At 57.7% G+C, this 25,374-nt stretch carries 21 protein-coding genes; 12 read left to right on the top strand and 9 right to left on the bottom strand.

The annotated features are described in order from the left end of the window. Window positions 1-63: 63 nt before the first annotated feature. From ACL2XO_RS07340 to ACL2XO_RS07325, 4 genes are all read left to right on the top strand, one after another. Window positions 64-957: an ATP-binding cassette domain-containing protein gene (locus ACL2XO_RS07340; protein WP_413726780.1), complete on the top strand. Its 894-nt coding sequence runs from the start codon at window positions 64-66 to the stop codon at window positions 955-957. After that, window positions 941-1,780 carry an ABC transporter permease gene (locus tag ACL2XO_RS07335; protein ID WP_203522528.1) on the top strand — a complete coding sequence of 280 codons (840 nt, stop codon included), beginning with the start codon at window positions 941-943 and terminating at the stop codon, window positions 1,778-1,780. Before ACL2XO_RS07340 ends, ACL2XO_RS07335 begins: the two co-directional genes overlap by 17 nt. 307 nt (window positions 1,781-2,087) lie before the next feature. Next, entirely contained in the window at window positions 2,088-2,444 is a 357-nt protein-coding gene (locus ACL2XO_RS07330; protein ID WP_413742466.1) for a hypothetical protein, read from the top strand. A gap of 752 nt (window positions 2,445-3,196) precedes the next feature. After that, the gene (locus ACL2XO_RS07325) at window positions 3,197-4,276 is read left to right on the top strand and encodes a porin (protein ID WP_413726777.1); all 1,080 of its coding nucleotides are present in this window, start codon (window positions 3,197-3,199) and stop codon (window positions 4,274-4,276) included. A 120-nt stretch (window positions 4,277-4,396) separates the two neighbouring features. Here ACL2XO_RS07325 and bhsA read toward each other — a convergent pair whose 3' ends face one another. Next, entirely contained in the window at window positions 4,397-4,654 is a 258-nt protein-coding gene (gene bhsA, locus ACL2XO_RS07320; RefSeq protein ID WP_132923077.1) for a multiple stress resistance protein BhsA, read from the bottom strand. Between the two features lie 294 nt (window positions 4,655-4,948). Between bhsA and hlyD the strand changes: the two genes are divergently transcribed. The 4 genes from hlyD to ACL2XO_RS07300 are packed head-to-tail and all read left to right on the top strand — an operon-like array spanning window position 4,949 to window position 9,933. After that, window positions 4,949-5,956: a secretion protein HlyD gene (hlyD, locus tag ACL2XO_RS07315; RefSeq protein ID WP_413742465.1), complete on the top strand. Its 1,008-nt coding sequence runs from the start codon at window positions 4,949-4,951 to the stop codon at window positions 5,954-5,956. Then, complete coding sequence (locus tag ACL2XO_RS07310) at window positions 5,946-7,688, top strand: ATP-binding cassette domain-containing protein (RefSeq protein ID WP_413742464.1); 1,743 nt, start codon at window positions 5,946-5,948, stop codon at window positions 7,686-7,688. The genes hlyD and ACL2XO_RS07310 overlap by 11 nt, the downstream gene beginning before the upstream one ends. Beyond that, the gene (locus ACL2XO_RS07305) at window positions 7,675-8,817 is read left to right on the top strand and encodes an ABC transporter permease (RefSeq protein WP_203522536.1); all 1,143 of its coding nucleotides are present in this window, start codon (window positions 7,675-7,677) and stop codon (window positions 8,815-8,817) included. Before ACL2XO_RS07310 ends, ACL2XO_RS07305 begins: the two co-directional genes overlap by 14 nt. 9 nt (window positions 8,818-8,826) lie before the next feature. Next, window positions 8,827-9,933, top strand: a complete 1,107-nt coding sequence (locus ACL2XO_RS07300; protein ID WP_413742463.1) for an ABC transporter permease — start codon at window positions 8,827-8,829, stop codon at window positions 9,931-9,933. Between the two features lie 7 nt (window positions 9,934-9,940). Here ACL2XO_RS07300 and ACL2XO_RS07295 read toward each other — a convergent pair whose 3' ends face one another. Further along, the gene (locus ACL2XO_RS07295) at window positions 9,941-11,170 is read right to left on the bottom strand and encodes an MFS transporter (RefSeq protein WP_132923082.1); all 1,230 of its coding nucleotides are present in this window, start codon (window positions 11,168-11,170) and stop codon (window positions 9,941-9,943) included. Window positions 11,171-11,565: 395 nt separating this feature from the next. On the opposite strand from ACL2XO_RS07295, the gene ACL2XO_RS07290 reads away from it, so the two are divergent. Continuing rightward, window positions 11,566-12,489 (top strand): LysR family transcriptional regulator, encoded by a 924-nt coding sequence (locus ACL2XO_RS07290; protein ID WP_413742462.1) that lies wholly within the window; start codon window positions 11,566-11,568, stop codon window positions 12,487-12,489. Between the two features lie 239 nt (window positions 12,490-12,728). On the opposite strand, the gene ACL2XO_RS07285 is transcribed toward ACL2XO_RS07290, so the two are convergent. The 7 genes from ACL2XO_RS07285 to hypA form a co-directional block, all read right to left on the bottom strand. Continuing rightward, complete coding sequence (locus tag ACL2XO_RS07285) at window positions 12,729-14,129, bottom strand: radical SAM protein (protein ID WP_413742461.1); 1,401 nt, start codon at window positions 14,127-14,129, stop codon at window positions 12,729-12,731. 566 nt (window positions 14,130-14,695) lie between these two features. Beyond that, window positions 14,696-17,116: a carbamoyltransferase HypF gene (locus ACL2XO_RS07280; protein ID WP_413742460.1), complete on the bottom strand. Its 2,421-nt coding sequence runs from the start codon at window positions 17,114-17,116 to the stop codon at window positions 14,696-14,698. Window positions 17,117-17,240: 124 nt separating this feature from the next. Beyond that, a complete protein-coding gene (gene hypE / locus ACL2XO_RS07275; protein ID WP_413742459.1) occupies window positions 17,241-18,251 on the bottom strand; it encodes a hydrogenase expression/formation protein HypE in 1,011 nt (336 codons plus the stop codon). After that, window positions 18,248-19,363, bottom strand: a complete 1,116-nt coding sequence (gene hypD / locus ACL2XO_RS07270) for a hydrogenase formation protein HypD (RefSeq protein ID WP_132923086.1) — start codon at window positions 19,361-19,363, stop codon at window positions 18,248-18,250. Before hypD ends, hypE begins: the two co-directional genes overlap by 4 nt. Window positions 19,364-19,435: 72 nt before the next feature. Beyond that, the gene (gene hypC, locus ACL2XO_RS07265; RefSeq protein WP_132923087.1) at window positions 19,436-19,729 is read right to left on the bottom strand and encodes a HypC/HybG/HupF family hydrogenase formation chaperone; all 294 of its coding nucleotides are present in this window, start codon (window positions 19,727-19,729) and stop codon (window positions 19,436-19,438) included. A gap of 45 nt (window positions 19,730-19,774) precedes the next feature. Then, the gene (gene hypB, locus ACL2XO_RS07260; RefSeq protein WP_413742458.1) at window positions 19,775-20,965 is read right to left on the bottom strand and encodes a hydrogenase nickel incorporation protein HypB; all 1,191 of its coding nucleotides are present in this window, start codon (window positions 20,963-20,965) and stop codon (window positions 19,775-19,777) included. A gap of 62 nt (window positions 20,966-21,027) precedes the next feature. After that, complete coding sequence (hypA, locus tag ACL2XO_RS07255) at window positions 21,028-21,372, bottom strand: hydrogenase maturation nickel metallochaperone HypA (RefSeq protein ID WP_132923089.1); 345 nt, start codon at window positions 21,370-21,372, stop codon at window positions 21,028-21,030. A gap of 397 nt (window positions 21,373-21,769) precedes the next feature. On the opposite strand from hypA, the gene ACL2XO_RS07250 reads away from it, so the two are divergent. Genes ACL2XO_RS07250 through ACL2XO_RS07240 form a run of 3 tightly spaced genes read left to right on the top strand, consistent with a single transcriptional unit; the run spans window position 21,770 to window position 25,370 of the window. After that, window positions 21,770-22,390, top strand: coding sequence for a 4Fe-4S dicluster domain-containing protein (locus tag ACL2XO_RS07250; protein WP_132923090.1), 621 nt, complete (start codon window positions 21,770-21,772; stop codon window positions 22,388-22,390). Window positions 22,391-22,392: 2 nt separating this feature from the next. Continuing rightward, window positions 22,393-24,408, top strand: a complete 2,016-nt coding sequence (gene hyfB, locus ACL2XO_RS07245; protein ID WP_413742457.1) for a hydrogenase 4 subunit B — start codon at window positions 22,393-22,395, stop codon at window positions 24,406-24,408. Between the two features lie 11 nt (window positions 24,409-24,419). Continuing rightward, on the top strand, window positions 24,420-25,370 hold the full coding sequence (locus ACL2XO_RS07240) for a respiratory chain complex I subunit 1 family protein (protein ID WP_132923092.1): 951 nt from the start codon (window positions 24,420-24,422) through the stop codon (window positions 25,368-25,370). Window positions 25,371-25,374: the final 4 nt, after the last annotated feature.

The raw sequence follows: 25,374 nt of genomic DNA, 5'->3' as shown, positions 1-25,374 counted from the left end.
GGACGATACGTGTTTTCTTATAGCCTGTGCCGATGGCAATAGTCATGCTATTAGAAATTCTTTATGAGTGAAACTCTGGTCAGCATAAACAGGCTTTTTAAAATATTCGGCCCCGGCGCGCAGAATGCCCTGGCGCATTTGCGACAGGGGGCGGACCCGGCACAGTTATTTGCGCGGCATAATTGGTCGGTGGCCCTGAATGATATTTCCCTGACGGTAAACCGCGGCGAAATTTTTGTGCTGGTGGGCCTGTCGGGATCGGGAAAGTCTACCCTGCTGCGGACGGTCAACCGGCTTATTGCCCCAAGCGACGGAGAAGTCTATTTTAACGGCGCCGCCATGTCGGCATTATCCGACGCTGAGCTCATCGCCCTGCGCCGCCATGACATGAGCATGGTATTTCAATCCTTCGCCCTGCTGCCGACCCGAACCGTACTGGACAACGCCGCCTTTGGGCTGGAACTGGCCGGCGTCGATGTCCGGCAGCGGCACCGGCAGGCGATGGCGGTGCTGGAACAGGTGGGACTGGCGCAGGTAGCGCGGCAACTGCCCTATCAATTATCCGGCGGCATGCAGCAACGGGTGGGACTGGCGCGCGCCCTGGCGGTTAATCCGACGCTGTTATTAATGGATGAGGCCTTTTCCGCCCTGGACCCCATCAACCGTCGGGAAATGCAGGATCTCTTGCTGGATCTCCAGGCGCAGCGGCAGCGGACGCTGATCTTCGTCACCCATGACATCGAAGAGGCGCTGCGCATCGGCAGCCGCATCGCCATTATGGAACAGGGAAAAGTCATCCAGATAGGCACCGCCGAAGAGATTATCAACGCGCCGGCCAATGCTTACGTCCGACGCTTCTTCTCGGGCATCGATACCTCCCGTTATGTGCTGGCGGAAAATTTCGCCGGTGCGTTCGGCCATCCGGCCACTGAGGGCGCCCATGACCACACCCTTTGATTTCAGCGCCGAAATCGACAGCGGCATCCGTTACCTGCTCTCCCACGGCGGTCCGTTTTTTGATGCCGTCTCCCGGATCATCGATGGCGTGGCCGGCGGATTGGAACAGGGACTGGGCTGGCTGTCGCCCTGGGGTCTAATGGCTATCGCGGTGGGGGTGAGCCTGTGGCGCATCGGCGTGGGTTTTGCGTTATTCACTACTGCCGCGACCCTGTATATTATCTACAGCGGTTATGGCGAACATGCCACGGTAACGCTGGCCCTCACCCTCTCCTCCACCCTTTTCAGCCTGCTGGCGGGCATCCCCCTGGGTATCACGATCGCCCGCCGCCAACGGGCCGGGACCATCGTCAGGCCCATGCTGGATTTCATGCAAACCATGCCCGCATTTGTCTATCTGATTCCCGCCGTCATTTTATTCGGTCTCGGCCGGCCGCCGGGTATTTTCGCCACCGTGCTGTTTGCCATGCCGCCGGTGGTGCGGTTAACCGATTTGGGTATCCGTCAGGTGGAAAAGAGCCTGATCGAGGCCGGCCTGGCTTTTGGCTGCACCCGACGGCAATTATTATGGAAAGTGCAATTGCCGAACGCCCTGCCTTCTATTATGGCCGGCGTTAATCAAACCATCATGATGGCCATGTCGATGGTTATTATCGCTTCCATGGTGGGGGCCGGCGGGCTGGGCAATGATGTTTTGACCAGCATACAGCAGTTGGATATCGGCCAGGGATTGCAAAGCGGCATCGTGGTGGTGCTATTGGCGATGATGCTCGATCGGCTTTCCGCCAGTCTGATTAGCCGTCCGAACCATGCCAGGACTTAATCCGTCGTCCGGAATCCAAAGAGGTCGGCCGGAGAAAACCATGAATTTTATTGCGAACTAAAGTAATTAATTTCATTAAAAAATTCGAAATAGTGTGTATATAATTTCGCCTGAAAATGGGCAAATGTCCTAATAAGAGTGGACGCTTCGCCGAAGCCTTATGAGACAAAAGCCGTTAGCCTATATCGATGTGACAATTCATAGCAAAAAAAAGTATTTGTACTTACCCAATCAATGAGGCAAAGTCCCACGGACGCCTAAAATCGCCCCGATAATAACTGCCGCAGAGAGACGGATAAAAGAAGACATGACATTTTTCCCGATGTTATGGGCATTTTATTTTGTTCAAAATACGAACCGCTTTATTATTGTGCTGATTTTTTCATCTGCAGAGGGAATGTACGGCATCGGTATTGATGCGCGAGCTTCGTTAAAGAACGCAATGCCTGGGTTTGTTTGCGGGCAGATGTCATACATATTTGATTGCGAGAAACCATGGTGCATGAAAAATTTGAACCGCATCACATTTCATGCAATCACCCGCAGCCGTCGAAACGCAGAAAATGCTGTATGGGGAAATTGGACAGGCAATATGGGAGAAAATTCAGTGGATAGATGTGTCGTCAAAAGATTGAACGCCAAAGGAATGTTTCCTAAATGTTGAAATATGTTATACCAATTCAGTTTTAGACGGTTTTGGTATGAGATATATCGTTCAATGTTTAACAAATTTAACATTTACGCAAAGTTATCAACACAAAATATCATCAAGAAGCGGAAAAGCGCCTCAAAATGATACTACTGGACATAGATTGAATATCCTGTAATAAAATAGGGTTTTGTGATGGCTCTCAACTTTTAAATCTGTATGACAAGTTATCGTAGCACCCGATGATTTCCGCAGGACTTCACGGCGTCGATGTAGCGGTTAAATGACGCGCTGGATGTTTTTCCTGCAGCACGCCGGGTGCATAACGTGCGTTGTCTCGGATTGCCGTATTAGACGCCTGGTTTTCGTTTAGTAAAAAAACGGCATGCAATGAGGCGCAAAGAGATCATAAAAACTTAACCAGATGTTAATTGACTTTAAATTATTGTGATCTGGTAAATGGCCCGATATTGAGTTCCGGGGTGTCGTGAAAACGCATTTAAGGTAAATAATCGGGTTTTTGCCGAGGAAGGGAGACCGTAGCACAAAAATCGCAGACTGCTAATTTAATGAAAAGTTCACAATCAACATGGCCCTTTAGCTGATACTATCCTCCGAAATTAGGCGACAGGATAATTTCTCTAGGGACGATCCCATGACATTTGAGCTTTTATCAAACAAATAACATTTTGGTTAGCCCCGGACATCAGCCATCAAAAGGGTGAGTCCTTTACTTAAACACGAAAGTATTTGGTAAGGAAATAGTGATGAAGAAGATAGCATTAGCCGTTTTAGCTACATTGTTAGCACCAGCTGTTCATGCCGCGGTGATATACGACGCCGACGGCAATAAGCTGGACTTATACGGCAGCTTGCGCGCACGACATTACTTTAGTAAAACCACCTCCATTGATGGTGACAACAGCTTCTTGCGTTTGGGCTTCAAGGGACAAACCAAGATCAATGATGACATTACCGGTTACGGCCAATGGGAATATAACTTCCAGAACAACAATACCGAAGGCGGCTCGGATAGCCAGACTGGTAATAAAACCCGTCTTGGTTTTGCTGGTTTGAAATTCAATAAATTTGGTTCGTTCGATTACGGCCGTAACTGGGGTATCGCGTACGACGTAGCGTCCATCACCGATATCGCGCCCATCTTCGATGACCTGACCTACAGCTTCGCCGACAACTATATGAACGGCCGTGCCACCGGCGTGGCAACGTATCGTAATAACGGCTTCTTCGGCCTGGTTGACGGCTTGAATATCGGCATGCAGTATCAGGGCGCCAATGACGAAAGCACCGCCAATGCCCGCGGCGAAAAACAGTCTAACGGCGACGGTTACGGTTTCTCGGTATCTTATACCACGCCTATCGATATATCGGTCCTGGGTACCTATACCAACTCTGATCGTACCAACAATCAGCAGGTCACCAGCCTGAAATACGGCAACGGCGACCGGGCTGAAATGTGGGCGGCCGGTGTGAAATATGACCATCAGGGCGTTTATCTTGCCGGTTTGTATGGCGAGACCCAGAATATGACGCCGATTTCCTCTAATGGGTTCGCCAATAAAACCCAGAACTATGAAGTTGTCGCGTCTTATCTGTTCGATTTCGGCTTGAAACCGTTGGTTGGTTACTTCCAGTCGAAAGCCAAAGATGTTGAAGGCGTAGGTGATGCGGATCTGGTGAAATACTATATCGTATCCACCACCTATTACTTCAACAAGAACATGAACGCCTATGTGGATTACAAAATCAACCGCATCGACAGCGATAACCAGCTGGGTATCGCTTACCACAATCAGGTGGGTGTTGGTTTGAACTACCAGTTCTAATAACGTTATCACCACCGGCTGCGGATATTTCAACCCTTGCCCCGCAGTTGACTTGATGATGGCCGATACGAAAAGGCGACCCTCCGGGGCCGCCTTTTTATTTACTGCTGTTATTTATGCTTATTTATACAGTTCGGCACTGCCGCGCAGCGTATTGTTGCCGCCGGCCGCAACGATGCGGTAAGACGAAGCATCAGCTGCCTGCGCCTTGGCGGCCAGCTGGGATTGCAGATCGGTCAGCGAACCTGTGGTACTGGCGGAAACCATACCCACGGGTTGTTCATTGGCGGGGCGTGAAGTGACTTCCTGAGCGGCTAAGCTGGCAAAAGATAACGTACTCAGGGCAATGGCTGCGATAGCTAATTTCAGGTTTTTCATAATGTCTAATCTCTTCTCGTTAATCAGTTATAAACGGGACGTTAATATCTTAACGTTCGATAATTAAATAATAGACGCGATCCCGCCAACGATCAAGTATTTTTTTAATAACCGTTAATTAAATATGTAAACCCTTATTTTTTGCCCTGAAGAAAATTTACCTGCCCTTGCAAACCGGCCTGCAAGCGCTCAGTCCGGCGCAAATCACACTTATCAATGCCGTTTTGGTACAACATAGCCACTGGCTGCTCGAAGGATTGCGGGCTGCAAATGCCCGATAACAGGCGAAATATCATGAATATAAAAAAAATAGCCTTGGCGGTGGTTATCCTGGCGCTGATTGCCGCAGCCGTCTATGGCGTGATGGCGTACCGTGGCCGGCAAAACCAGGCGTTGACCTTATACGGTAACGTGGATATCCGTACCGTCAATCTCGCTTTCCGGGTGGGAGGCCGCCTGGCGCAGCTGGCGGTGGACGAGGGGGACAGTATCCGACCGGGCCAGGTGCTGGCTACATTGGATGACGGGCCTTATCGCAACGCCCTGCAGCAGGCGCAGGCCAATGTTGCAAGCGCGCAGGCCAAACTGGATTTGCAGTTGGCCGGCTATCGTAGCGAAGAAATCGCCCAGGTGCGCTCGCAGTTGGCGCAGCAGCAGGCGGCCTATAATTATGCCGAAAGTTTCTTCCAGCGCCAGCAGGGGGCATGGGCAAAGCGGGCTATTTCCGCCGACCAGATGGACGACGCCTTGACCGCCCGCAACCAGGCCAAAGCGAATTTACAGGCGGCCAAGGATAAATTGCAGCAATACCAGACCGGTAACCGGCCGCAGGAGATCGCCTCCGCGCAGGCGGATGCCGCCCAGGCACAGGCGGCTCTGGCTCAGGCGGCGCTGGATGTGGCCGATACCGTGCTGTTGTCCCCCTCCGCCGGCACTATACTGACCCGCGCCCAGGAGTCCGGCAGTATGCTGAATGCCGGCGGCACCGTCTTTACCCTGTCGCTGACCCGGCCGGTGTGGATCCGGGCCTATATAGATGAACGTTATCTTGACCAGGCGGTGCCCGGCAGCGCGGTGGACATCAGCGCCGACGGACTTCCCGGCAAGGTCTATCACGGCAAAATCGGTTTTGTTTCGCCCACCGCCGAGTTCACGCCCAAAAGCGTCGAAACGCCGGAATTGCGCACGGACCTGGTGTATCGCCTGCGAATCATCGTTACCGACGCCGATGACCGGCTGCGGCAAGGTATGCCGGTGACGTTGCGCTTTCCTTCCATCGCAGGCGTCGCCGATGCCCGCTAACCCTATTGTGCTCAGTGCGTTGGAGAAAACCTTCCCGGGGCTTGATAAACCGGCGGTGGCAAGCCTGGATATGGTAATACAAAGCGGTGCGGTAACCGGATTGGTGGGGCCTGACGGCGCGGGTAAAACCACCCTGTTGCGCATGCTGGCCGGTTTATTGACCCCCACCGGCGGCACGGTGCGCGTCATGGGGTTGGACCCCATCAAGGATGAACGCCGGCTGCGTGCCGTTCTCGGTTACATGCCGCAAAAATTCGGCCTGTATGAAGATTTGACGGTACAGGAAAATCTAGCGCTGTATGCGGATTTGCGCGGCGTTACCGGCCAACAGCGCCATGACACCTTCGCAAAATTATTGCAGTTTACCGATCTGACCCATTTTACCGGCCGCCTGGCCGGCAAGCTGTCCGGCGGCATGAAGCAAAAACTCGGCCTGGCCTGTACCCTCATCGGCCAGCCCAGGGTCCTGCTGCTGGACGAACCGGGGGTGGGGGTGGATCCCATTTCCCGGCGCGAACTCTGGCGCATGGTGCATGAACTGGCGGACGACGGTATGCTGATCCTCTGGAGCACTTCTTATCTGGATGAAGCGGAACAGTGCCGCGACATTATGCTGCTTAACGAAGGACGTTTGTTATACCAGGGCGCGCCGAAAGATCTCACCGGCCGGATGGCCGGCCGCACCCTTCTGGCCGGTACGCGGTCCGGTACCCATCGTCAATTGCTGCAGCGGGCGCTGCGTCTGCCGCATATCAGCGACGCGGTAATACAGGGCCGATCGGTGCGTCTGATCCTGGCTAAAGATGCCGATCCCGCGACCCTTGCCGGCGCGCTCATGCTGCCGCCGGAAAATATCACCGAAACCGACCCGCGATTCGAGGATGCCTTTATCGATTTGCTCGGCGGCGGTCCCTCCATCAAAACCGCCCTGGCGGACATTATGCCTTCGGTGGCGGGGGATCGGGGGGAAGTTGTCATCGAAGCGCGGGATCTGACAAAAAAATTCGGTGATTTCGCCGCTACCGACCGGGTGAGCTTCCGGGTGCGCCGCGGAGAAATCTTCGGCTTGCTGGGTCCCAACGGCGCCGGAAAATCCACCACCTTTAAAATGATGTGCGGTTTGATGGCGCCCACCGGCGGTAAAGCGCTGGTACTGGGAATGGATTTAAAGACCAGCTCCGGCAAAGCGCGCCAGCGCCTGGGATATATGGCGCAAAAATTTTCCCTGTACGGGAATCTGACCGTGGAACAAAACCTGCGATTTTTTTCCGGTGTGTACGGCCTATGGGGTAAACGTCAGCGGGAAAAAATTGCCGCCATGAGCGATGCTTTTGATTTCAAACCTATTTTTAAAAAAACGCCGGATACCCTGCCGCTGGGATTCAAACAGCGTCTGGCGCTGGCCTGCTCGCTGATGCATGAGCCGGCTATCCTCTTTCTCGATGAACCCACTTCCGGCGTCGATCCCATTACCCGCCGGGAATTTTGGCTGCATATCAACGGCATGGTGGAAAAAGGCGTGACGGTCATGGTCACCACCCATTTCATGGAGGAAGCGGAGTACTGCGATCGCATCGGGCTGGTGTACCACGGCAAATTGATTGCCAGCGGCACCCCCGACGACTTGAAGCGCCGGGCGGCGGATGCGCAGACGGCGTCCCCCACCATGGAACAGGCGTTTATCGCGCTCATCGGGCAATACGATAAGGAGAGCGGCGATGAAGCGGCATGACGGCGGCGGCCTTTCCTGGCGCCGACTGCGCGCCTTATGCCTCAAGGAAACCCGCCAGATCCTGCGCGATCCCAGCAGCGGACTGATAGCCTTTGTCATTCCCATTATGCTGCTGTTCATTTTCGGCTACGGCATCAATCTGGATTCCAGCCGCCTGCATATCGGCATACTAATGGAGCAGCAAAGCGCGCCGGCCCGCGAACTGGCCTACGCCTTTGCCGGCTCGCCTTATATCTCTCCCACCATCGGCACCAATCGGCGGCAGCTCATTGCCCGGATGCAGTCCGGCGACATCCGCGGCCTGATTGTTATTCCGGCGGACTTTGACATTAATATGGAGCGCGCCGGCAACAGCGCGCCCATCCAGGTGATCACCGACGGCAGCGAGCCCAATACCGCCAATTTTGTCCAGGGATACGCTCAGGGAATCTGGCAGCTTTGGCGACAGCAGCGCGCCGAAGATCATGGCCAGCCCCTGGGGCAATCAATAGATATCAGAATGCGCTACTGGTTCAATCCGGCGGCGGTCAGCCGGAATTTTATCATTCCCGGCGCCATCACCATTATCATGACGGTGATCGGCGCCATCCTGACCTCGCTGGTGATAGCCCGCGAGTGGGAGCGCGGCACCATGGAAGCGCTGCTGTCCACCCAGGTCACCCGCGGCGAACTGCTGTTATCCAAGCTCTTGCCCTATTATGTGCTCGGCATGGCGGCCATGGCGCTGTGCATGGCGGTGTCGGTGTTTGTGATGGACGTGCCGTTTCGCGGTTCGCTGTGGCTTTTATTCGGTATCAGCAGTCTGTTTCTCGCCAGTACGCTGGGCATGGGACTGCTGATATCCACCCTCACCCGCAATCAGTTCAATGCCGCCATGGTGGCGCTGAACGCGGCCTTTCTGCCCGCCGTGATGCTGTCCGGGTTCATCTTTCAAATCGACAGCATGCCCGCCGTGGTCCGTGCCATCACCTATATCATTCCGGCCCGCTACTTTGTCAGCACCCTGCAAAGCCTGTTTCTGGCGGGCAATATCGGCGGGATACTGGTGATAAACACCCTGTTCCTCATGGCCTCCGCCGCGGGATTTATCGGCCTGACCGCCTGGAAAACCCGGCGCAGGCTGGATTAAGGAGTCGTTATGCTGCACCGGTTATGGACGCTTATCATCAAGGAACTTCAGGCCCTGCTGCGCGACCCGCAGACCCGGGCGCTGCTGATTATGCCGGTGATTTTTCAAGCGGTGCTGTTTCCCTTTGCCGCTACCCTTGAAGTCAAGCACGCCGCCATTGCTATTTACAGCGAAGATAACGGCCAGGCGGCGGTTGAACTGACTCAGCGCTTCGCCAAAGCCCAGGCGTTTTCCAGGATTTTATGGTTGCGCAGCCCGAAGGAGATCCAAACTACCCTCGATAACCAGCGGGCGCTGCTATTGATCCGCTTTCCGGCGGCGTTCTCCCGGGATTTGGCCGGCGGCGTTCCGGCGCCGCTGCAATTGATCCTCGACGGGCGCAATTCCAACAGCGCGCAAATCGCCGCCAATTATATCCAGCAGATCGTCGCCGCCTACCAGCTGGAGCTGAACGGGCAGCAGGGAACTGTCGATAACAGCCAGTTGATCATCCGCAACTGGTACAATCCGAACCTGGATTACACCTGGTTTGTGGTGCCCTCGCTGATTGCCCTGATCACCACCATCGGCGTGTTGATAGTCACCTCGCTGTCGGTGGCCCGGGAACGGGAACAGGGCACGTTGGAACAATTGCTGGTGTCGCCGCTCACCACCGGGCAGATTTTTATCGGCAAAGCGGTGCCGGCACTGGTGGTGGCGGGCTTTCAGGCCACCCTCATTCTGTTGATAGGCATATTCGGTTATCAGATCCCCTTTGCCGGCTCGCTGTGGCTGTTTTACGCCGCCATGCTGATTTACGGCCTGTCGCTGGTGGGGTTCGGCCTGCTTATCTCCTCGCTGTGCGCCACCCAGCAGCAGGCGTTTATCGGCGTTTTCGTCTTTATCATGCCGGCGATACTGTTATCGGGCTATGTGGCGCCGGTGGAAAATATGCCGCAGTGGCTGCAAACCCTGACCTGGATAAACCCGGTGCGCCATTTCACCGATATTATTAAGCAGATCTACCTGAAAAATGCCGGTTTCAGCATTATCTGGCACAGCCTGTGGCCGCTGCTGGTGATCACCGCCACCACCGGCAGCGCCGCGTATGGGATATTCCGCCGCAATATCGCCTGAGCCCGCGTTATTTGTTGCCCTCGGGAGACGCGGACACCGCCCCGGAAATTTTAATGCCCTGCGTTTCACGGCCAAAGGAAACCAGCACGCAGATCAGTATCGCCACGGTGCCGGCCACCAGGGCCATCGCCAGGCCGTAATTATTGCCGTGCGCTTCGGCGATACGGGCCTGCAGGGTAGCGTTTACCGACGCAATCAAGTTGCCCAGCTGATAAACAAACCCCGGCAGTACCGCCCGTGAATTGGCTGGAACCAGCTCCGTCAGATAGGTGGGCACCACGCCCCAGGCGCCCTGCACCATGAACTGCATCAAAAACGCGCCGACGCCGATCATGACCGAACCGGTGGAAAACGCCCACAGCGGTAACACCGGCAGCGTCAGCAGCGAAGCGATAATCATCGCCTTTTTACGGCCGATTTTTTCCGAGAAGGTGCCGAAAACGATCCCGCCGAGCATCGCGGCGATGTTATAGCAGATAGCAATGATACTGACGGTATGCGGGGCAAAGCCATGCTGCACTTTCAGGAAGGTGGGATATAAGTCCTGGGTACCGTGGCTGAAAAAGTTGAAACAGGCCATCAGTATCACCATATAAATACATAGCCGCCAATGGGTGCGGATAATAGGCAGCAGCGCCACGCTCTCTTTCCGCTGACGGGCCGCCAGCCACACCGGCGATTCGGGGACTTTGAAATAGATATACGGCAGCAGCAGAATCGGCAGTGCGCCGATCAGGAACAGGCCGCGCCAGCCTACGCTTGTGACAAACAGGCCAAAGACGATCGCCGCCAGCAAATACCCGGCGGGATAACCGGCCTGGAAGATTCCCGACATCAGCCCGCGTGAGCGGTCGGGAATGGTTTCCATCGCCAGGGACGACGCCACACCCCAGATACCGCCCATCGCCACGCCATACAGCAGCCGGAAGGTAATAAACGCCGCCAACGTCGGCGACCAGGCGGAGAGCAATTCAAACAGCGAGAACATAAAGACATTTACCATCAGTATGGGACGCCGGCCGAATTTCTCCGCCAGTCGGCCGAAAAGCAGCGCCCCCAGGGGACGCACCGCCAGAGTCAGCATAATAGAGATGGACACGCTGGCGATATCGGTATGAAACCAGCTGGCGAGGTCGCTTAATACAAACACCAGGATAAAGAAATCGAAGGCATCCAGCATCCAACAGGCAAAGCAAGCCGTCGCCACATTGCGCTGTACTGAGGTCCAATTGAACATAGTGATTGTCCTATCTTTAAGGTGGCCGAGGAACGCGGCGCAGAAAAAATAAGCTATGGTCAGGTAAACTGCCGGGGATATTTCCCTGTCACCCGAAAGGTGTCGTTCTGCAAAAACAATTCTTTTATACCTACCCAATAGATTTCGAGTTACAGCGCTTGCGCTGCCAACAAAGCTGTCACTGGAAAGATAAAGGATAAATGTTAACTATTTGTTTATAGCACGTTATAACCATGCAATTTAGAGGGATTTGTTACCCTCCATAACTAAGTGTAAATATTGGTAACAACCTGCGGCGCTTTGCCTATCTGCCTGGACGCGTTACGATTAAGCCGGAGCGCGGTCCGTCTCAAAGAGCCGCGATAGAATGCATCAGCTATGGGTGGAAATTTTTCATGATCAGGTTTGATGACCTGGCGTTATTTGTCCGTTCCGCCGCCTTGGGCAGTTTTTCCAATGCGGCCCGTGAGGTGGATTTACTCCCCGCCCAGGTCAGCGCGGCGATTAAGCGGTTGGAACGGGAACTTGATATACGTTTGTTTGCCCGTTCCACGCGCAGCCTGCGCCTGACTTCCGAAGGAGAGCAATATCTGCCCTATGCCGCCGGCGTGCTGCAAACCCTGCGGGAAGGCCAGGAATCACTGCGCCAGGATCCCGCCGGTCTGTACGGCATGCTGCAAATCGCCGCACCTTCCGATTTAGGCCGCAACGTGCTTTTGCCGTGGATTAACGCTTTTCACCGCGACCATCCGCGGCTGAATCTACGGCTCTATTTTTCCGATCAGATAGCGGACGTCTTCAAGGATCCGGTGGACGTGGCTTTTCGTTACGGCATTTTCGACGACGCCAGTTACATTGCCCTGCCGCTGGCCCCGGATAATCACCGCGTGCTGGTGGCATCCCCCGACTACCTGCGCCGGCACGGGCGGCCCGGCGATTTAGCCGAACTGGCCCGGCACAACTGCCTGACCTTCGTGCTGCGCGGACGGGTCTATGATAAATGGCTGCTGTTCCGTGAAGGAGAAAAACAGGAGGTGCCGGTGAGCGGAACGGTGATAAGCGATGATGCCGAAGTGATACGCCGGCTGGCGATTGCCGGCGAGGGCATCGCCTACAAATCATGGCTGGATGTGGCTCAGGATGTACTGAAGGGCAATCTAGAACTGCTGTTGCCGGAATATCAAGGGGAATCGCTGCCCCTGAGCCTGGTTTGTCCTCACCGGCGCCAATTGTCGCCGGCGGTGCAGCAGCTTTACGACCGCGTCAAAACGGCCTGCCTGGAACTGCAGCAGGCCTATCTGTGCCGGGCGGCAACATAACCTGAATTCATTATAAACGTTCCCATGAGAATGCTTAAAACGTAGTACGTTTTTGTGGAGAAAGCGACTGCGTAGATGCTTAAAGAGGGATGACAATGGCCACACGCGACAACGCAGCGACAAAGCACAGCACGCTCAGCCCCTGAGACAGATATTTGCGGCATATTGAAAATATAGTGCTCCGGAGGGTAAGCGACCTCAATTACCGGGCAGGCTTAATACACCGCCCGGCCAGGATATCAGCTCTCTTTAACGGCCGGCTGCTGATAAAGATCCATTTCAGCCTTATAATGATCTCCGTAACCCTCGTCGTCCCAGATTTTTATCGCATATTTCTTCCATTCTTCCGCCAGGTTATCCAATTCATGGCTGAATTTAAAATAGCTGTCGCTGCCTTCATGCTGGGGAGTGGCTTTGTATTTCAGAATATGTTCTCTGAATTTGGCCGGGTTATCTATTATAGGACAAGGCTGCATCAAATTTTTATTAAAGGGAATCTGCTGTTTGAATCCCTCAAAGAACGGTGATTTAAGCACCTCGATAACGCTTTTATCCCGGATGTTATCCACTGCATATTGCTGGAATACGCAAGGTTCAACGCCGCCTTTGGCATTAATATGCAAATAATTGGCCCCGCCGGACATACAGCCGTTGACCAAAAAACCATGATTCCAAAAATCGGCGATAAACGCGAACCGCCCTGAAAGACGGAGCTGCTCGATTTTATGAAAACGCGCATAGCGCTGCTCGGGTGTGGGAACCAGATCAAAGGTGGCATCGCGGCCTATGGGCATATATTGGAATACCCAGATATATTCCACGCCGAGATCCTGGATAAATTGCCAATAGTCATCATTCATCAACTGATCGTGGTTTTTACGGGTTGCCATCATGGACGCGCCGCAAAGAATGCCCGCCTCGCGTAATCGGTGATAGGCGGTGACAATCTTTTGAAATACCCCCTCCCCCCGCCGCCAGTCGGTCATGTCTTCCCAACCTTCAATGGAGATGGTAATGGCCACGTTACCCAATTTGGCCAGGCGCTTCACCCGGGACTCCGTCAGCAGCGTGCCGTTGGTGTACACCATGAAATAGCAATCGCTGAATTTTTCAAAAATGCGCATAATGGCGGGATAGACAAAAGGCTCCCCGCCGGTAAAGGTAAAAAAGCGTACTCCGAGGTCATAGAACTGCTGCAGGATATTCATCATTTCGTCTTCTTCGAAATGATAGCGATCTCCGTATAAAGCCGAATAACACCCCTTACAGCGCAGGTTACAGGCATAAGTAGGAGAAATCAGCACCAAAAAAGGGATATGGGTAGCAAACTCCTTGCCTTTTATTCCCCTGATATTTTCACCATAGATAAGGTGATTAAATATTAAATTTTTTACTAATTTTTCTCGGGCGGTTTTATTCAGCCCACGCAATGCCCTAATCCAGCCGGATAACATGGGATCCCTATCATGAGCCAGCCGGGCCAATTTAAGCAAATCCTCTTTACTGTCTTTGGCGAATTTCGCCCCGAGGCTAAATATCTTTTCAAAGTTGTTCTCATCGGTATTATTGATCAGTGCGAATAATACCGGAGACATGGAACTAACGATGAAATGATTTAGCTTTACACTTAAACTTTCCATCTTAATTACCTCTACCTTGCCAATATTTATTTTTGTTGGAAAACACTCTTTTTCTAAACGTTTTGTATGACAAATCATAGATCCGTTTCAATCACGTTTGAATTGATATATGTCAATTTTTTCGGAAACCCGGTGAGTCAATTCTTGTGATAATAAGCCCCGCACCGCCGCGGGTAAATAATCCGGCACACATTTTAGCGCTGATAGCGATGGGAATCGCGATCACCGATCGCGCAGCGGCCATGTTAAAGGGAGACCGTGCCGAGGGGGTCGAAGCGGGCGTGGTTTTACCGCCCGCCGGAGCGCCCCCCGGCTCGGTAGGCCCGCGATCACCGATCGCGCAGCGGACGTGTTAAAGGGAGACCGTGCCGAGGGGGTCGAAGCGGGCGTGGTTTTACCGCCCGCCGGAGCGCCCCCCGGCTCGGTAGGCCCGCGATCACCGATCGCGCAGCGGCCATGTTAAAGGGAGACCGTGCCGAGGGGGTCGAAGCGGGCGTGGTTTTACCGCCCGCCGGAGCGCCCCCCGGCTCGGTAGGCCCGCGATCACCGATCGCACAGCGGACTTGTTAAAGGGAGACCGCGGCGGCGATCAATGCCTGACCCAGGGCCAAGCCGCCGTCTCCCGCCGGCAGACGGGCCGGCGCCAGCACCCGCAGCCCCCCCAGCTCCTGCAGCAACAGCTCCTTAAAAAGACGATTATGCAGCACCCCGCCCGACAGGACGACGGTGTCGATACCTTCCCGGCGTGCCGCTTGGCGCGCCAGCGCGGCAAAGCCCCGGGCCAGGGCCAAATGAAAGCCATAAGCACGCAGGGGCGGTTCGGCCCGCCAGGCCAGCCACTGCCGCCAGAACACCGCCAGATCCAGCCGGTTGTCCAGCACAGGCACGGTAACCGGTATATCCGCCATTCGGACGGATACCGCTTCCCAGGCCAGGGCCTCCAGCCGGCAGGCGGCCTCGCCTTCCCAGCTGATTTCCCGCGGACACAGCCCGAGCGCCGCGGCAACCGCGTCGAACAGCCTTCCCGTCGACGAGGCTTCCGGCGCGTTAATGCCCCGCGCCACCGCCCGCGCCAGAGGCTCTCCCAGGGCCGGCGGAATGGCCTCCGCTTCCGGCAGGTCCCGCCAGCCGGGCACGAAGCGCAGCCATTGCGCCAATAGATTACGCCACGGCTGGCGCGCCGCCATATCTCCCCCCGGCAGGGGAACGGCCGGTAATCCCCCCAGCCATTCGCAGCCGAGATAATCCACCTTCAGACACTCGCCCCCCCACAGCGCGCCGGGATCGTCGCCCGGTAGATTTGAACTTAGATCAGCCGGATTGCCGGATCGTTCCCGGCCAAAGCCCAGACCATCCAGCGCCAAGCCGATAACCGGTCCGGCGTTGCGGCCCCAGCCGTGTTCCGCCAGGCAGGCGACAATATGCGCATGGTGGTGTAAAACGGTAACGCAGGGCAGACCCAATTCCTCTGCCAGGGTGGCGCCCCAGCGACGGCTGAGGTAACCGGGATGGGCATCCACCGCAATCCGGTCCGGGATAAAATTCCAAATGGCGCTGAACAGCGACAGCGCCCGCTGCTGCTGTTGGCGGATCCCCTCATCCGCCAGATCGCCAAGATGCTGGCTAAGTACCGCCTGCCCGTCCCGCAGCAGGCAGAAGGTATTTTTCAAATCCGATCCCATGGCCAATACCGGCGGGCACTGTTCAAAACCGGGGGGCAGCGGGAGGGCATCCGGCACATACCCCCTGGAACGGCGCAGCATTTCCACCTTATCACCCGCCAGCCGCACCAGTGAGTCATCGGCGCGCTGCAGGATATCCCGGTCATGCAACAGCCAGCTGTCCGCGATAGCCGAAAGATCCGCCAGCGCCCGCGCATTATCCAGAGCCGGCGGACGGCCGTTGAGATTGCCCGAGGTCATGACCAGCGGACGCCCAACCCGTTGCAACAGCAAATGCTGCAACGGGTTGGAGGGCAGCATCACACCGATCTCATGCAGGCCGGGTGCTATCAGGGAACATAACGCCTGTTCTTGCTTTCCGTCGGGATACCCTGCAACGGATCCCGGCTTAACGGGTTCGCCAAGGACGACCGGTCCCGAGGCGGAAACCGTCGCCATCCCCGGCTGCGGAATAAGCACAATGGGCGCGGCTGGAGATCGCAGCAGGGCAATCAAGGCGTCCGATACCGGATCGGCGCAGCGGCGCAGCCAGTGGATATCCGGCATCATGACCGCCAGCGGCTTGGACGGCCGGCGTTTGCGCCGCCGCAGTTTCGCCACCGCCGCCGGGTTGGCGGCATCGCAGGCCAGATGGAATCCTCCCAGCCCCTTGATAGCAACGATCTCCCCGGCCAGAAGCCGCTCCGCCGCGCTGTTTACGGCGTCATCGCCACCGGACAGTTCCTTGCCGTCCCGGTCCGCCAGCCAGACCCGCGGACCGCAGTCGGGGCAGGCATTGGGCTGGGCGTGGAAACGCCGATCGGCGGGATTTTGGTACTCGGCCAAACAGCGGGGACACAAGGGAAAAGCGTCCATGGCGGTATTGGGCCGATCGTAGGGCATGCGGCGTATGAGCGTGAAACGCGGGCCGCAGTGGGTACAATTGATAAAGGGATAATGAAAGCGCCGGTCGGCCGGATCGTTCAGTTCCGCCAGGCAGGCATCGCAGGTTGCCGCATCCGGCACTACCTGGGTGGACATACCGCCGCCCCCGCTGGGGAGAATGGTAAAGCCCGCCGGCGCCTCGTCCCAGCGCCAGGGCAGGGTTTCAACGCTGTGGATTTCCGCCAGCGGCGGGCAGGCCTGCCGCAGCCGCCGGATAAATATCCCGGCGTCGTCACACCGCAGGCGCACCTCGACGCCGGCGCCATTGTTGCTGACATCGCCGGTTAATCCCAGCTCATGGGCCAGTTGCCAGACCACCGGCCGAAACCCCACGCCCTGCACCTTACCCTTGATGCGCAGCAGGATACCGTTGTGGGACATATTTTTCCTCCGCTGAACGGAACCTGGGCCCCGGCGACATCCTAACTTGTATTCCACTGGCATTCGCCGCCGGGGCACGCACCAGAGCGGACCTTACTAGAATAACGTCGCCTCGTCTGCCTAACTAGCAAATACGGGGCAGCGGCTCGTCATGGGGCAGATCCAGAATGCGGCTGACGCCATAGAGTCCCCGCAATCTCACCTGCTTGTCGTCGGTCACCCGGCCTATTACCGCCGCGTCGCGTCCCAATGGGTGCCGGCGCAGCGCCTGGAGAACCTGCTGCTCCGCCGCCGCCTCTACCACCAGCAGCAATTTTCCCTCATTGGCGAAGTTCAGCGCATCCAATCCCAGCAGTTCGCATATCCCCCGTACCGTAGTTTTCACCGGCAGCGCCGCTTCGTCCACGGTCATGCCGCAGCCGCTGCCGCGGGCGAACTCATGCAGAATGGCGGTCACGCCGCCCCGTGTGGCATCCCGCAGGGTGCGGATACCGGCGATGTCCCGCAGCGGCGCAATCAACGGAGCCAGCACCGCGCAATCGCTGGACAAATCCGCCTCCATGCCGAGGTTCTCCCGCAGATTCAGAATGGTGGCGCCGTGATCTCCCAGGGTGCCGCTCACCAGAATACTGTCGCCGGGGCGGATAGCAGTCACGCCCCATTCCACCGTCGCGGGGATCACCCCCAGGCCGGCGGTATTGATAAACAGTTTGTCCACCGCGCCGCGGGGCACCACCTTGGTGTCGCCGGTGATAATCTGTATGCCGGCGCCGCGGGCGGTATCGGCCATGGAGCGCACCACGGCCTCCAGAGTTTCCAGCGCCAGCCCCTCTTCCAGGATAAAACCGCAGGAGAGCCAGCGCGGCGTCGCGCCGCTTACCGCCAAATCGTTGGCGGTGCCGCATACCGCCAGCTTGCCGATATCGCCGCCGGGAAAAAACAGCGGATCGACAACGTAGCTGTCGGTGGTAAAGGCCAGCCGGTCGCCCAAGGCATTCAGTTCGCTTAATGCCAGCCGGGCCTGATCTTCCCCGGTGGCCAGCAGCGGATTGTCAAAGGCGCTGACAAACACGCCTGAAATCAACGCCTGCATGGCGCCGCCGCCGTTGCCGTGCGCCAGCGTAATCTGTTTCATGCCTCACTCCGACGATATTGATACCAGGCGGCGCACGCCCCTTCCGAGGAAACCATCAACGCCCCGAAGGCGTTTTCCGGCGTGCATACTCCGCCAAACAACGGACAATCCGCCGGTTTGCAGCGGCCGGTCAGCACCGCGCCGCAGCGGGCGCGGGGATCGTCCGCCACCGGCTGCGGATCGGGATTGAAACGCCCTTCGGCATCATAGGCCGACCACTCCGGCCGCAGGCTGACGCGGGAATCGTCGATGACCCCCAGGCCGCGCCACTCGCTGGCGCCTTCGGTGATAAAAACCCGGTCCATCGCCTCCTGCGCCAGTCTGTTGCCTTCGTCCGGCACCACACGCCGGTATTGGTTTTCCACTGTACAGCGTCCGTCCACATATTGCTCGCACAGCATCAGCAATCCCTGCAGGATATCGCCGGGTTCAAAGCCGGTCACCACCACCGGTTTATGGCAGATATCGCTGATATAGGCATAAGGCCGCTGGCCGATAACCATGCTGACATGGCCCGGGGCGATAAAGCCGTCGATGCGCACATCCGGTTGAGCCAACAGGCTTTTCAAGGTGGGCATCAGGGTAATATGCTGGCAGAAAAGGAAGAAGTTCTCCACGCCGTCGGCCCGCGCCTGCTGCAGGGTCATGGCGCTGGCGGGCATGGTGGTTTCAAAGCCAATACCGAAAAACACCACCTGCCGATCCGGATTGTTTTTGGCAATGGCCAGGGCATCCAGCGGCGACCAGACCATGCGCACATCCGCCCCCTGCTGGCGCGCGGTCAGCAGGGATCCGTTCCGGCCGGGCACCCGCATGGCGTCGCCGAAGGTACAGAAAATGACCTCGGGCCGCATGGCGATTTGCACACAGGCGTCGATGCGGCCGGCCGGCAGGACGCAGACCGGACATCCCGGACCGTGGATAAACTCCAGCGACGGCGGCAGCAGCTTATCCAGGCCGAACTTGAAAATGGCATGGGTATGGCCGCCGCAGACTTCCATTACCTGTAAAGGCTGCTCGGCGGTATAAACCGTATGGGACATACGTTCGCCGATGCGCGCCACCAACCCTCTCACCAGCTCCGGCTGGCGATATTCATCAACGAATCGCATCGGTTTCACCATTGTGCAAAAAACAGCCATCAACGAATCGCATCGGTTTCGCCTTTGCGCAAAAAACAGCCATCAACGAATCGCATCGGTTTCGCCTCCCCGCAGGAAATAGCCTACGTCCGCTTCCACCTCCCCCATTGCCTGCAAGGCTTCCAGCGTGTCCCGCGCCTCGGACTCATCCAGCAGGCTCATGGCAAACCCTACGTGCACCAGGACCCATTTTCCCGGCAGCGCCGCCATGTCGGCATCATCGGCGCAAACCAGACGGACATTGACCCGCCGTTTGACGCCGCAGACGTCCACCCAGGCGTTGCCGTAGCCGTCGTTATCGAGCTCCACCACCTGACCGGGGATGCCTATACACATGTTTTTTCTCCAGCCCGCTCCCGCAGGCATAGTGATCGGCGACGATTACAGGCGCCGCTGCTCTTCCAGCCAGCTCAGCCAGGCATCCATGCCCTCGCCGCCGGTGGCGGACACCATCAGTACCGCAATGGAAGGATTGACCCGGCGGGCATTGGCGATACAGGTATCGACATCGAAACGCACCCAGGGCAATAAATCAATTTTATTGAGGATCATCAGCCCGGCGGCGGCAAACATATGGGGGTACTTTAACGGCTTGTCCTCCCCTTCGGTCACCGACAGCACCACGACTTTACAACGTTCGCCGAGATCAAAACCGGCGGGACAAACCAGATTGCCGACATTTTCGATGAACAGCAGGCTGTTTTCCGCGGGATCCAGACGCAAGGCGGCGTCATGCACCATCTGCGCATCCAGATGACAGCCTTTACCGGTATTGACCTGGATCGCCGGCGCCCCGGTGGCGCGGATACGTTCGGCATCATTGGTGGTTTGCTGATCGCCCTCGATGACGGCACAGGGGATGCGGTCTTTCAGCCGCAGCAGCGTTTCCGTTAACAGGCTGGTCTTGCCCGAGCCGGGGCTGGAGACCAGGTTCAGCGCCAGGATGGCGCGCTGCTGGAAATAGTGCCGGTTATGGTGCGCCAGCCGGTTGTTTTTATCCAGGACATCAATTTCGATTTCCACCATCCGCCGCTGGCTGAGGCCCGGCGCATGAGTGCCCGCCTCCCCCCGGCCATAATCCAGGTCCCCCCGCGCATCGGCCAGGGGGGTGAACCCGGCCGGACCCGCCGCCGGAACCGGGCCGGGTTCACCGGCGGCGGTTAACGGCAGTGTTTGGCCGGGGGCGAGCTGGTAATAATGATTGTGGACTTCCCCATGATAGTGATGGTGGTGAATGACCTGCGCCGGCGCGGCGGGAAACACCACATGCCTTGGCGCCAGCGCCGCGGAGGGCCGGACTTCGCGCTCGGGATCATAGTGTGTGTGCTGATGGCCGCCATACGCCGGACCATCGTGGCTATGGTAATGATCGCCATGGTCGTGGCCATCGTGGCAATGGTAACGATCGCCATGGTCCCGGCCATCGTGGCTATGTTGATGCTCGTCGTGGTCATGACCATGGCGAGTATGTTTATGCTCTCCATGCTGATGTCCGTGAAGGCCGTCACCCGGTTGATTTTCATCGCCTTCGATATGACGTTCACCCTCGGCACAGCCGCAGGTACTGCACATGGCATGTCTCCTGTCATTATGAAAGTGGCGTGGCCGCTAACCCCACCCTGGGGAGTATACCCTCAAGCCACTTCCAATCGTTTGATCTGGATATGGTCGTGGGCGTCGGTGTGTAATTGATGTCCGCCGCACAAAGGGCAGACCAGGATCGGGACGCCCGGCAGGGTAACCTGCCTCCGGCAATGGCCGCACCAGGCCTCTGCCGGCTGCTGCTCAAGATGCAATACACATCCTTCGGCCAGTGTCCCGCGGCACACCATATCGAAACAGAAATTCAAAGACTCCGCTTCCACACAGGAAAAGGCCCCAAGGGACAACCAGACGGCGGTAATACGCCGCGCGCCGTTCGCCCGCCCCTGCTGTTCCAGGATCTCCAGCGTATTTTGCGCCAGCGTCAATTCGTGCATGGGTCTCTCCGCGGTACCACCGATGTCTCTCCTATAAAGCTATGCAAGACGGGTGCCAGCGGGAAAACGGACATCCGCCGCAGGCTGAGCGCCGGCGGAGACTCGGTTTTAATAAGTTAAATCAATCAATTAAAAAATAATTTCCATTCGCGGCGCCTTCGGACAGAGCGCGCAATCCCGTCGTCATAAGTGACGACGGCCCAGGGGCCCGGCCTGTCGACACTTATGACGATATCCCCTTCTCTGCAGCCTGTTTTTACCATTGATGGTCGCGTTACCCCCCGGCCTATGGCCTCCCCGGGCAATAACCCTACTCATGGCATGGAAAATGCTTAGGTGCCGGTATGAATAAACCAAGCAGCCTGACTGTCATCCGTTTCTCCCGGAGGAGAGGGTTATGAACCGCTTTGTTATCGCGGAGCCACAGCTTTGTATTGGATGTAATACCTGTATGGCCGCCTGTTCCCAGGTCCATAAGGCCGCCGGATTGCAGGCGCATCCCAGACTGTCCGTTACGCGGACCGATGAAGAAAGCGCCCCCATGCTCTGCCGCCAATGTGAAGATGCGCCTTGCGCCCGGGTCTGCCCGGTGAATGCCATTACCCACGGCCCCGACGCCATCGTGCTCAATGAAAGCCTGTGCATCGGCTGTAAGTTATGCGGATTGGCCTGTCCGTTCGGCGCCATTACGCCCTCCGGCAGCAAACCGGTGAATATACCGACGATGTTTGAGAATTTCATCCCGTCGCAGCAAATGGCGGATGTGCCGGAGAGCCCGGCGAATATGAACCCCTTTCTGGCCTGGAACGCCGGGATACGCAGCGTCGCGGTGAAGTGCGATCTCTGCGGCTTTCATCCCGACGGACCGCAGTGTGTGCGGGTCTGTCCTACCGACGCGCTGGTGCTGGTAAGCGACGGCGCGGTGGAACAGGTCAGTATGTCGCGCCGCCAGTATGCCGCGCGCTGGCTCTCCGCTGGTCTGGACTCGCTTTCCCCCTCTCAACCGGAGCAGGAGTAAACATGGACGCATTTCGGTTACTTGGCGGCTCCCTCGGTTGCTATGCGGTGGGCGCCATCCTGTCATTGCTGCTGGCGCGGCGGGAAACGCTGGCTATCCAGGCCGCCGGGCTGACGGCCATGGCCGGCGGCATCCTTGGCCTGCTGGCGGCCGCCAGCGTGCTGTACAGCGGCGAGACCCTGACCTACAGCGCCGCTGGGCCCTTCCCGTTTGCCGCCTTCAGCGTCCGGCTCGATAGCCTGGCGGCTTTTATGCTGTTGGTGATTTCGCTGCTGGTGACGGTGTGCGCCCTCTACTCCCTGGCCTATGTGCGGGAGTATCTGGGAAAAGGGGCGGCGGCGATGGGGTTCTTTATGAACCTGTTTATCGCCTCCATGGCCACGCTGGTGGTGATGGACAATGCCTTCTGGTTCATCATTTTCTTCGAGATGATGTCGCTGGCCTCCTGGTTCCTGGTCATCGCCGACCAGGATGAAGAGTCCATCAATGCCGGTTTGCTGTATTTCTTTATCGCCCACGCCGGGTCGGTGCTGATCATGATTGCCTTCTTCCTGATGTACCGCCAGAGCGGCAGTCTGGAATTCGCATCGTTCCGCACCCTGTCCTTAAGTCCCGCCGGCGCCTCGGTGGTATTCCTGCTGGCGTTTTTCGGCTTCGGCGCCAAGGCCGGCATGCTGCCGCTGCACAGCTGGCTGCCGCGCGCCCATCCCGCCGCGCCGTCCCATGCATCGGCGCTGATGTCCGGGGTGATGGTGAAAATCGGCATCTTCGGCATCATCAAGGTAGGTATCGATCTGCTGGGAGCCAGCGAACTGTGGTGGGGTATCCTGGTGCTGGCGTTCGGCGCGGTCTCCTCGGTGCTGGGCGTGCTGTATGCCCTGGCGGAGCACGACATCAAACGTCTGCTGGCCTGGCACACGGTGGAAAACATCGGCATTATCCTGATGGGGGTAGGGGTCGGCATGGCCGGTATCGCCGCCCATCATCCGGTCATCGCCGCGCTGGGCCTGCTGGGGGCCCTTTATCACCTGCTGAACCACGCGGTCTTCAAGGGCCTGCTGTTTCTCGGCGCCGGCGCCATTATCTGGCGGGTGCACACCCGTGATATGGAGAAAATGGGGGGATTGGGCCGCCTGATGCCCTTAACCGCTCTGGCCTTTATCGTCGGCTGTATGGCCATTTCCGCCCTGCCGCCCCTGAATGGCTTCGTCAGCGAGTGGTACACCTATCAATCCCTGTTCGCCATGAGCCGCGACGGCGGGTTCCTCCTGCGCCTGAGCGGTCCGGTGGCCATCGTGTTGCTGGCCATCACCGGCGCGCTGGCGGCGATGTGCTTTGTCAAAGTGTACGGCATCAGTTTCTGCGGCGCGCCACGCAGCGAAAAAGCCGCTTTGGCCCGCGAGGTGCCCTGGCAGATGACCGTTGCCATGCTGCTGCTGGCCCTGCTGTGCGTGCTGCTGGGTATCGCCGCGCCTGTCATCGCGCCGGTGCTGGCGGCGGTGGCCGCCGGGCTCGCCCACAGCCATGATATTACCGTGGCGCAGGGGCTGCTGCTGGTGCCGGATCAAGCCCGGCAGGCCATGCTGTCGCCGTTGCTGATCTTTATCCTGCTGCTGGTGCTGCCGCTGATTCCGCTGGGAATTTATCAACTGCGCAAAGGCAGCCAGCCGGATTATCGCCGCCGCGGCGATCCCTGGGCCTGCGGCTACGGCTGGGAAGCGGCCATGTCCATGTCGGCGGGCAGTTTTACCCAGCCGCTGCGCGTCATGTTCGCAGTCCTTTACCGGCTGCGCCGCCAGCTCGACCCCTCACCCGGCCTCAAACGTTTACTGGATCGCACAACCGAAGGGGCCGGGCGCGTCGAGCCGTTCTGGGACGACAGAATTATCAATCCATTGGTACGTATCACCCAGCGGGCGGGCGGTCAGGTCCAGGTATTACAGGGCGGGGATTTTCGCATCTACTGCCTGTACGTGGTCGCCGCCCTGGTTATTCTGCTGCTTGTCACCGCCGTCTGAGGAGAGAGTCCATGTTCATGCAACCCGCGCCGACGCTGACCCTGGGGCTGTTCGCCCTGATACAGGCCCTGCTGCTGCTGGCGCTGACCCCGCTGATGACCGGCATCTCGCGCCAAATCCGCGCCCTGATGCACTCCCGGCGCGGACCGGGCATTTGGCAGGATTACCGGGATATCGCCAAGCTGCTTAAACGGCAGGAAGTGGCGCCGGCCCAGGCCGGACCCGTGTTCCGGCTAATGCCATATGTGCTGCTGGGCACCATGCTTCTGGTGGCCATGACCCTGCCGGTATTCACCCGCTTTTCGCCGTTCGGCGCGGCGGGGGATCTGATTACCCTGCTGTATCTGTTCGCCCTGTTCCGGTTCGTCTTTTCACTGGCGGGGCTGGATACCGGCAGCACCTTTGCCGGCATCGGCGCCAGCCGCGAGCTGACCCTGGGCATCCTGGTGGAGCCGACCCTTATCCTGGCGCTGCTGGTGGTGGCGCTGATTACCGGATCCACCAATATCGGCGCCATCAGCGCCTCTCTTACCGCCGGCTGGATCTCCCCCACCGCCACCTTTTTGGCCCTGCTGGCCTGCGGCTTCGCCACCTTTATCGAAATGGGCAAAATCCCGTTCGATGTGGCGGAAGCGGAACAGGAGCTGCAGGAAGGACCGCTGACCGAATACAGCGGATCCGGCCTGGCGCTGGTGAAGTGGGGTATGGGCCTGAAACAGGTGGTGATGGCGGAACTCTTTCTGGCGGTGTTCATCCCCTTCGGCAAGGCGCAGATGCTTACCGCTCCGTCGCTGCTGTGGGGGCTGGCGACCGCGTTCATCAAGCTAACCCTGGTGTTTGTTCTCGCCTCCGTGATGGAAAACAGCCTGGCGCGCGGGCGCTTTTTGTTGATTCCCAGGGTGACCTGGCTCGGGTTCGGCGTTGCGGCGCTCTCTTTCGTCTTTTACCTCACCGGTCTTTAAGGAG

This window comes from Sodalis sp. RH15 (assembly GCF_047324255.1).
Lineage (GTDB): Bacteria > Pseudomonadota > Gammaproteobacteria > Enterobacterales > Enterobacteriaceae > Acerihabitans > Acerihabitans ligni.
Note: the sequence above shows the minus strand (reverse complement) of the source record. Positions and strands in the feature narration are given on the sequence as shown.

Excerpts from the sequence above, each read along its gene's own strand:
- ACL2XO_RS07305 (WP_203522536.1), top strand. The coding sequence starts at position 7,675 with ATGAAGCGGCATGACGGCGGCGGCCTTTCCTGGCGCCGACTGCGCGCC.
- hypB (WP_413742458.1), bottom strand. The coding sequence starts at position 20,965 with ATGTGCAGTACCTGCGGCTGTGCCGAGGGTGAACGTCATATCGAAGGC.
- ACL2XO_RS07285 (WP_413742461.1), bottom strand. The coding sequence starts at position 14,129 with ATGGAAAGTTTAAGTGTAAAGCTAAATCATTTCATCGTTAGTTCCATG.
- ACL2XO_RS07325 (WP_413726777.1), top strand. The coding sequence starts at position 3,197 with ATGAAGAAGATAGCATTAGCCGTTTTAGCTACATTGTTAGCACCAGCT.
- hypD (WP_132923086.1), bottom strand. The coding sequence starts at position 19,363 with ATGCGATTCGTTGATGAATATCGCCAGCCGGAGCTGGTGAGAGGGTTG.
- hyfB (WP_413742457.1), top strand. The coding sequence starts at position 22,393 with ATGGACGCATTTCGGTTACTTGGCGGCTCCCTCGGTTGCTATGCGGTG.
- hypE (WP_413742459.1), bottom strand. The coding sequence starts at position 18,251 with ATGAAACAGATTACGCTGGCGCACGGCAACGGCGGCGGCGCCATGCAG.
- ACL2XO_RS07300 (WP_413742463.1), top strand. The coding sequence starts at position 8,827 with ATGCTGCACCGGTTATGGACGCTTATCATCAAGGAACTTCAGGCCCTG.
- hypA (WP_132923089.1), bottom strand. The coding sequence starts at position 21,372 with ATGCACGAATTGACGCTGGCGCAAAATACGCTGGAGATCCTGGAACAG.
- ACL2XO_RS07240 (WP_132923092.1), top strand. The coding sequence starts at position 24,420 with ATGTTCATGCAACCCGCGCCGACGCTGACCCTGGGGCTGTTCGCCCTG.
- ACL2XO_RS07330 (WP_413742466.1), top strand. The coding sequence starts at position 2,088 with ATGACATTTTTCCCGATGTTATGGGCATTTTATTTTGTTCAAAATACG.
- hypC (WP_132923087.1), bottom strand. The coding sequence starts at position 19,729 with ATGTGTATAGGCATCCCCGGTCAGGTGGTGGAGCTCGATAACGACGGC.
- ACL2XO_RS07295 (WP_132923082.1), bottom strand. The coding sequence starts at position 11,170 with ATGTTCAATTGGACCTCAGTACAGCGCAATGTGGCGACGGCTTGCTTT.
- hlyD (WP_413742465.1), top strand. The coding sequence starts at position 4,949 with ATGAATATAAAAAAAATAGCCTTGGCGGTGGTTATCCTGGCGCTGATT.
- ACL2XO_RS07280 (WP_413742460.1), bottom strand. The coding sequence starts at position 17,116 with ATGTCCCACAACGGTATCCTGCTGCGCATCAAGGGTAAGGTGCAGGGC.
- ACL2XO_RS07290 (WP_413742462.1), top strand. The coding sequence starts at position 11,566 with ATGATCAGGTTTGATGACCTGGCGTTATTTGTCCGTTCCGCCGCCTTG.
- ACL2XO_RS07310 (WP_413742464.1), top strand. The coding sequence starts at position 5,946 with ATGCCCGCTAACCCTATTGTGCTCAGTGCGTTGGAGAAAACCTTCCCG.
- ACL2XO_RS07250 (WP_132923090.1), top strand. The coding sequence starts at position 21,770 with ATGAACCGCTTTGTTATCGCGGAGCCACAGCTTTGTATTGGATGTAAT.
- bhsA (WP_132923077.1), bottom strand. The coding sequence starts at position 4,654 with ATGAAAAACCTGAAATTAGCTATCGCAGCCATTGCCCTGAGTACGTTA.
- ACL2XO_RS07340 (WP_413726780.1), top strand. The coding sequence starts at position 64 with ATGAGTGAAACTCTGGTCAGCATAAACAGGCTTTTTAAAATATTCGGC.
- ACL2XO_RS07335 (WP_203522528.1), top strand. The coding sequence starts at position 941 with ATGACCACACCCTTTGATTTCAGCGCCGAAATCGACAGCGGCATCCGT.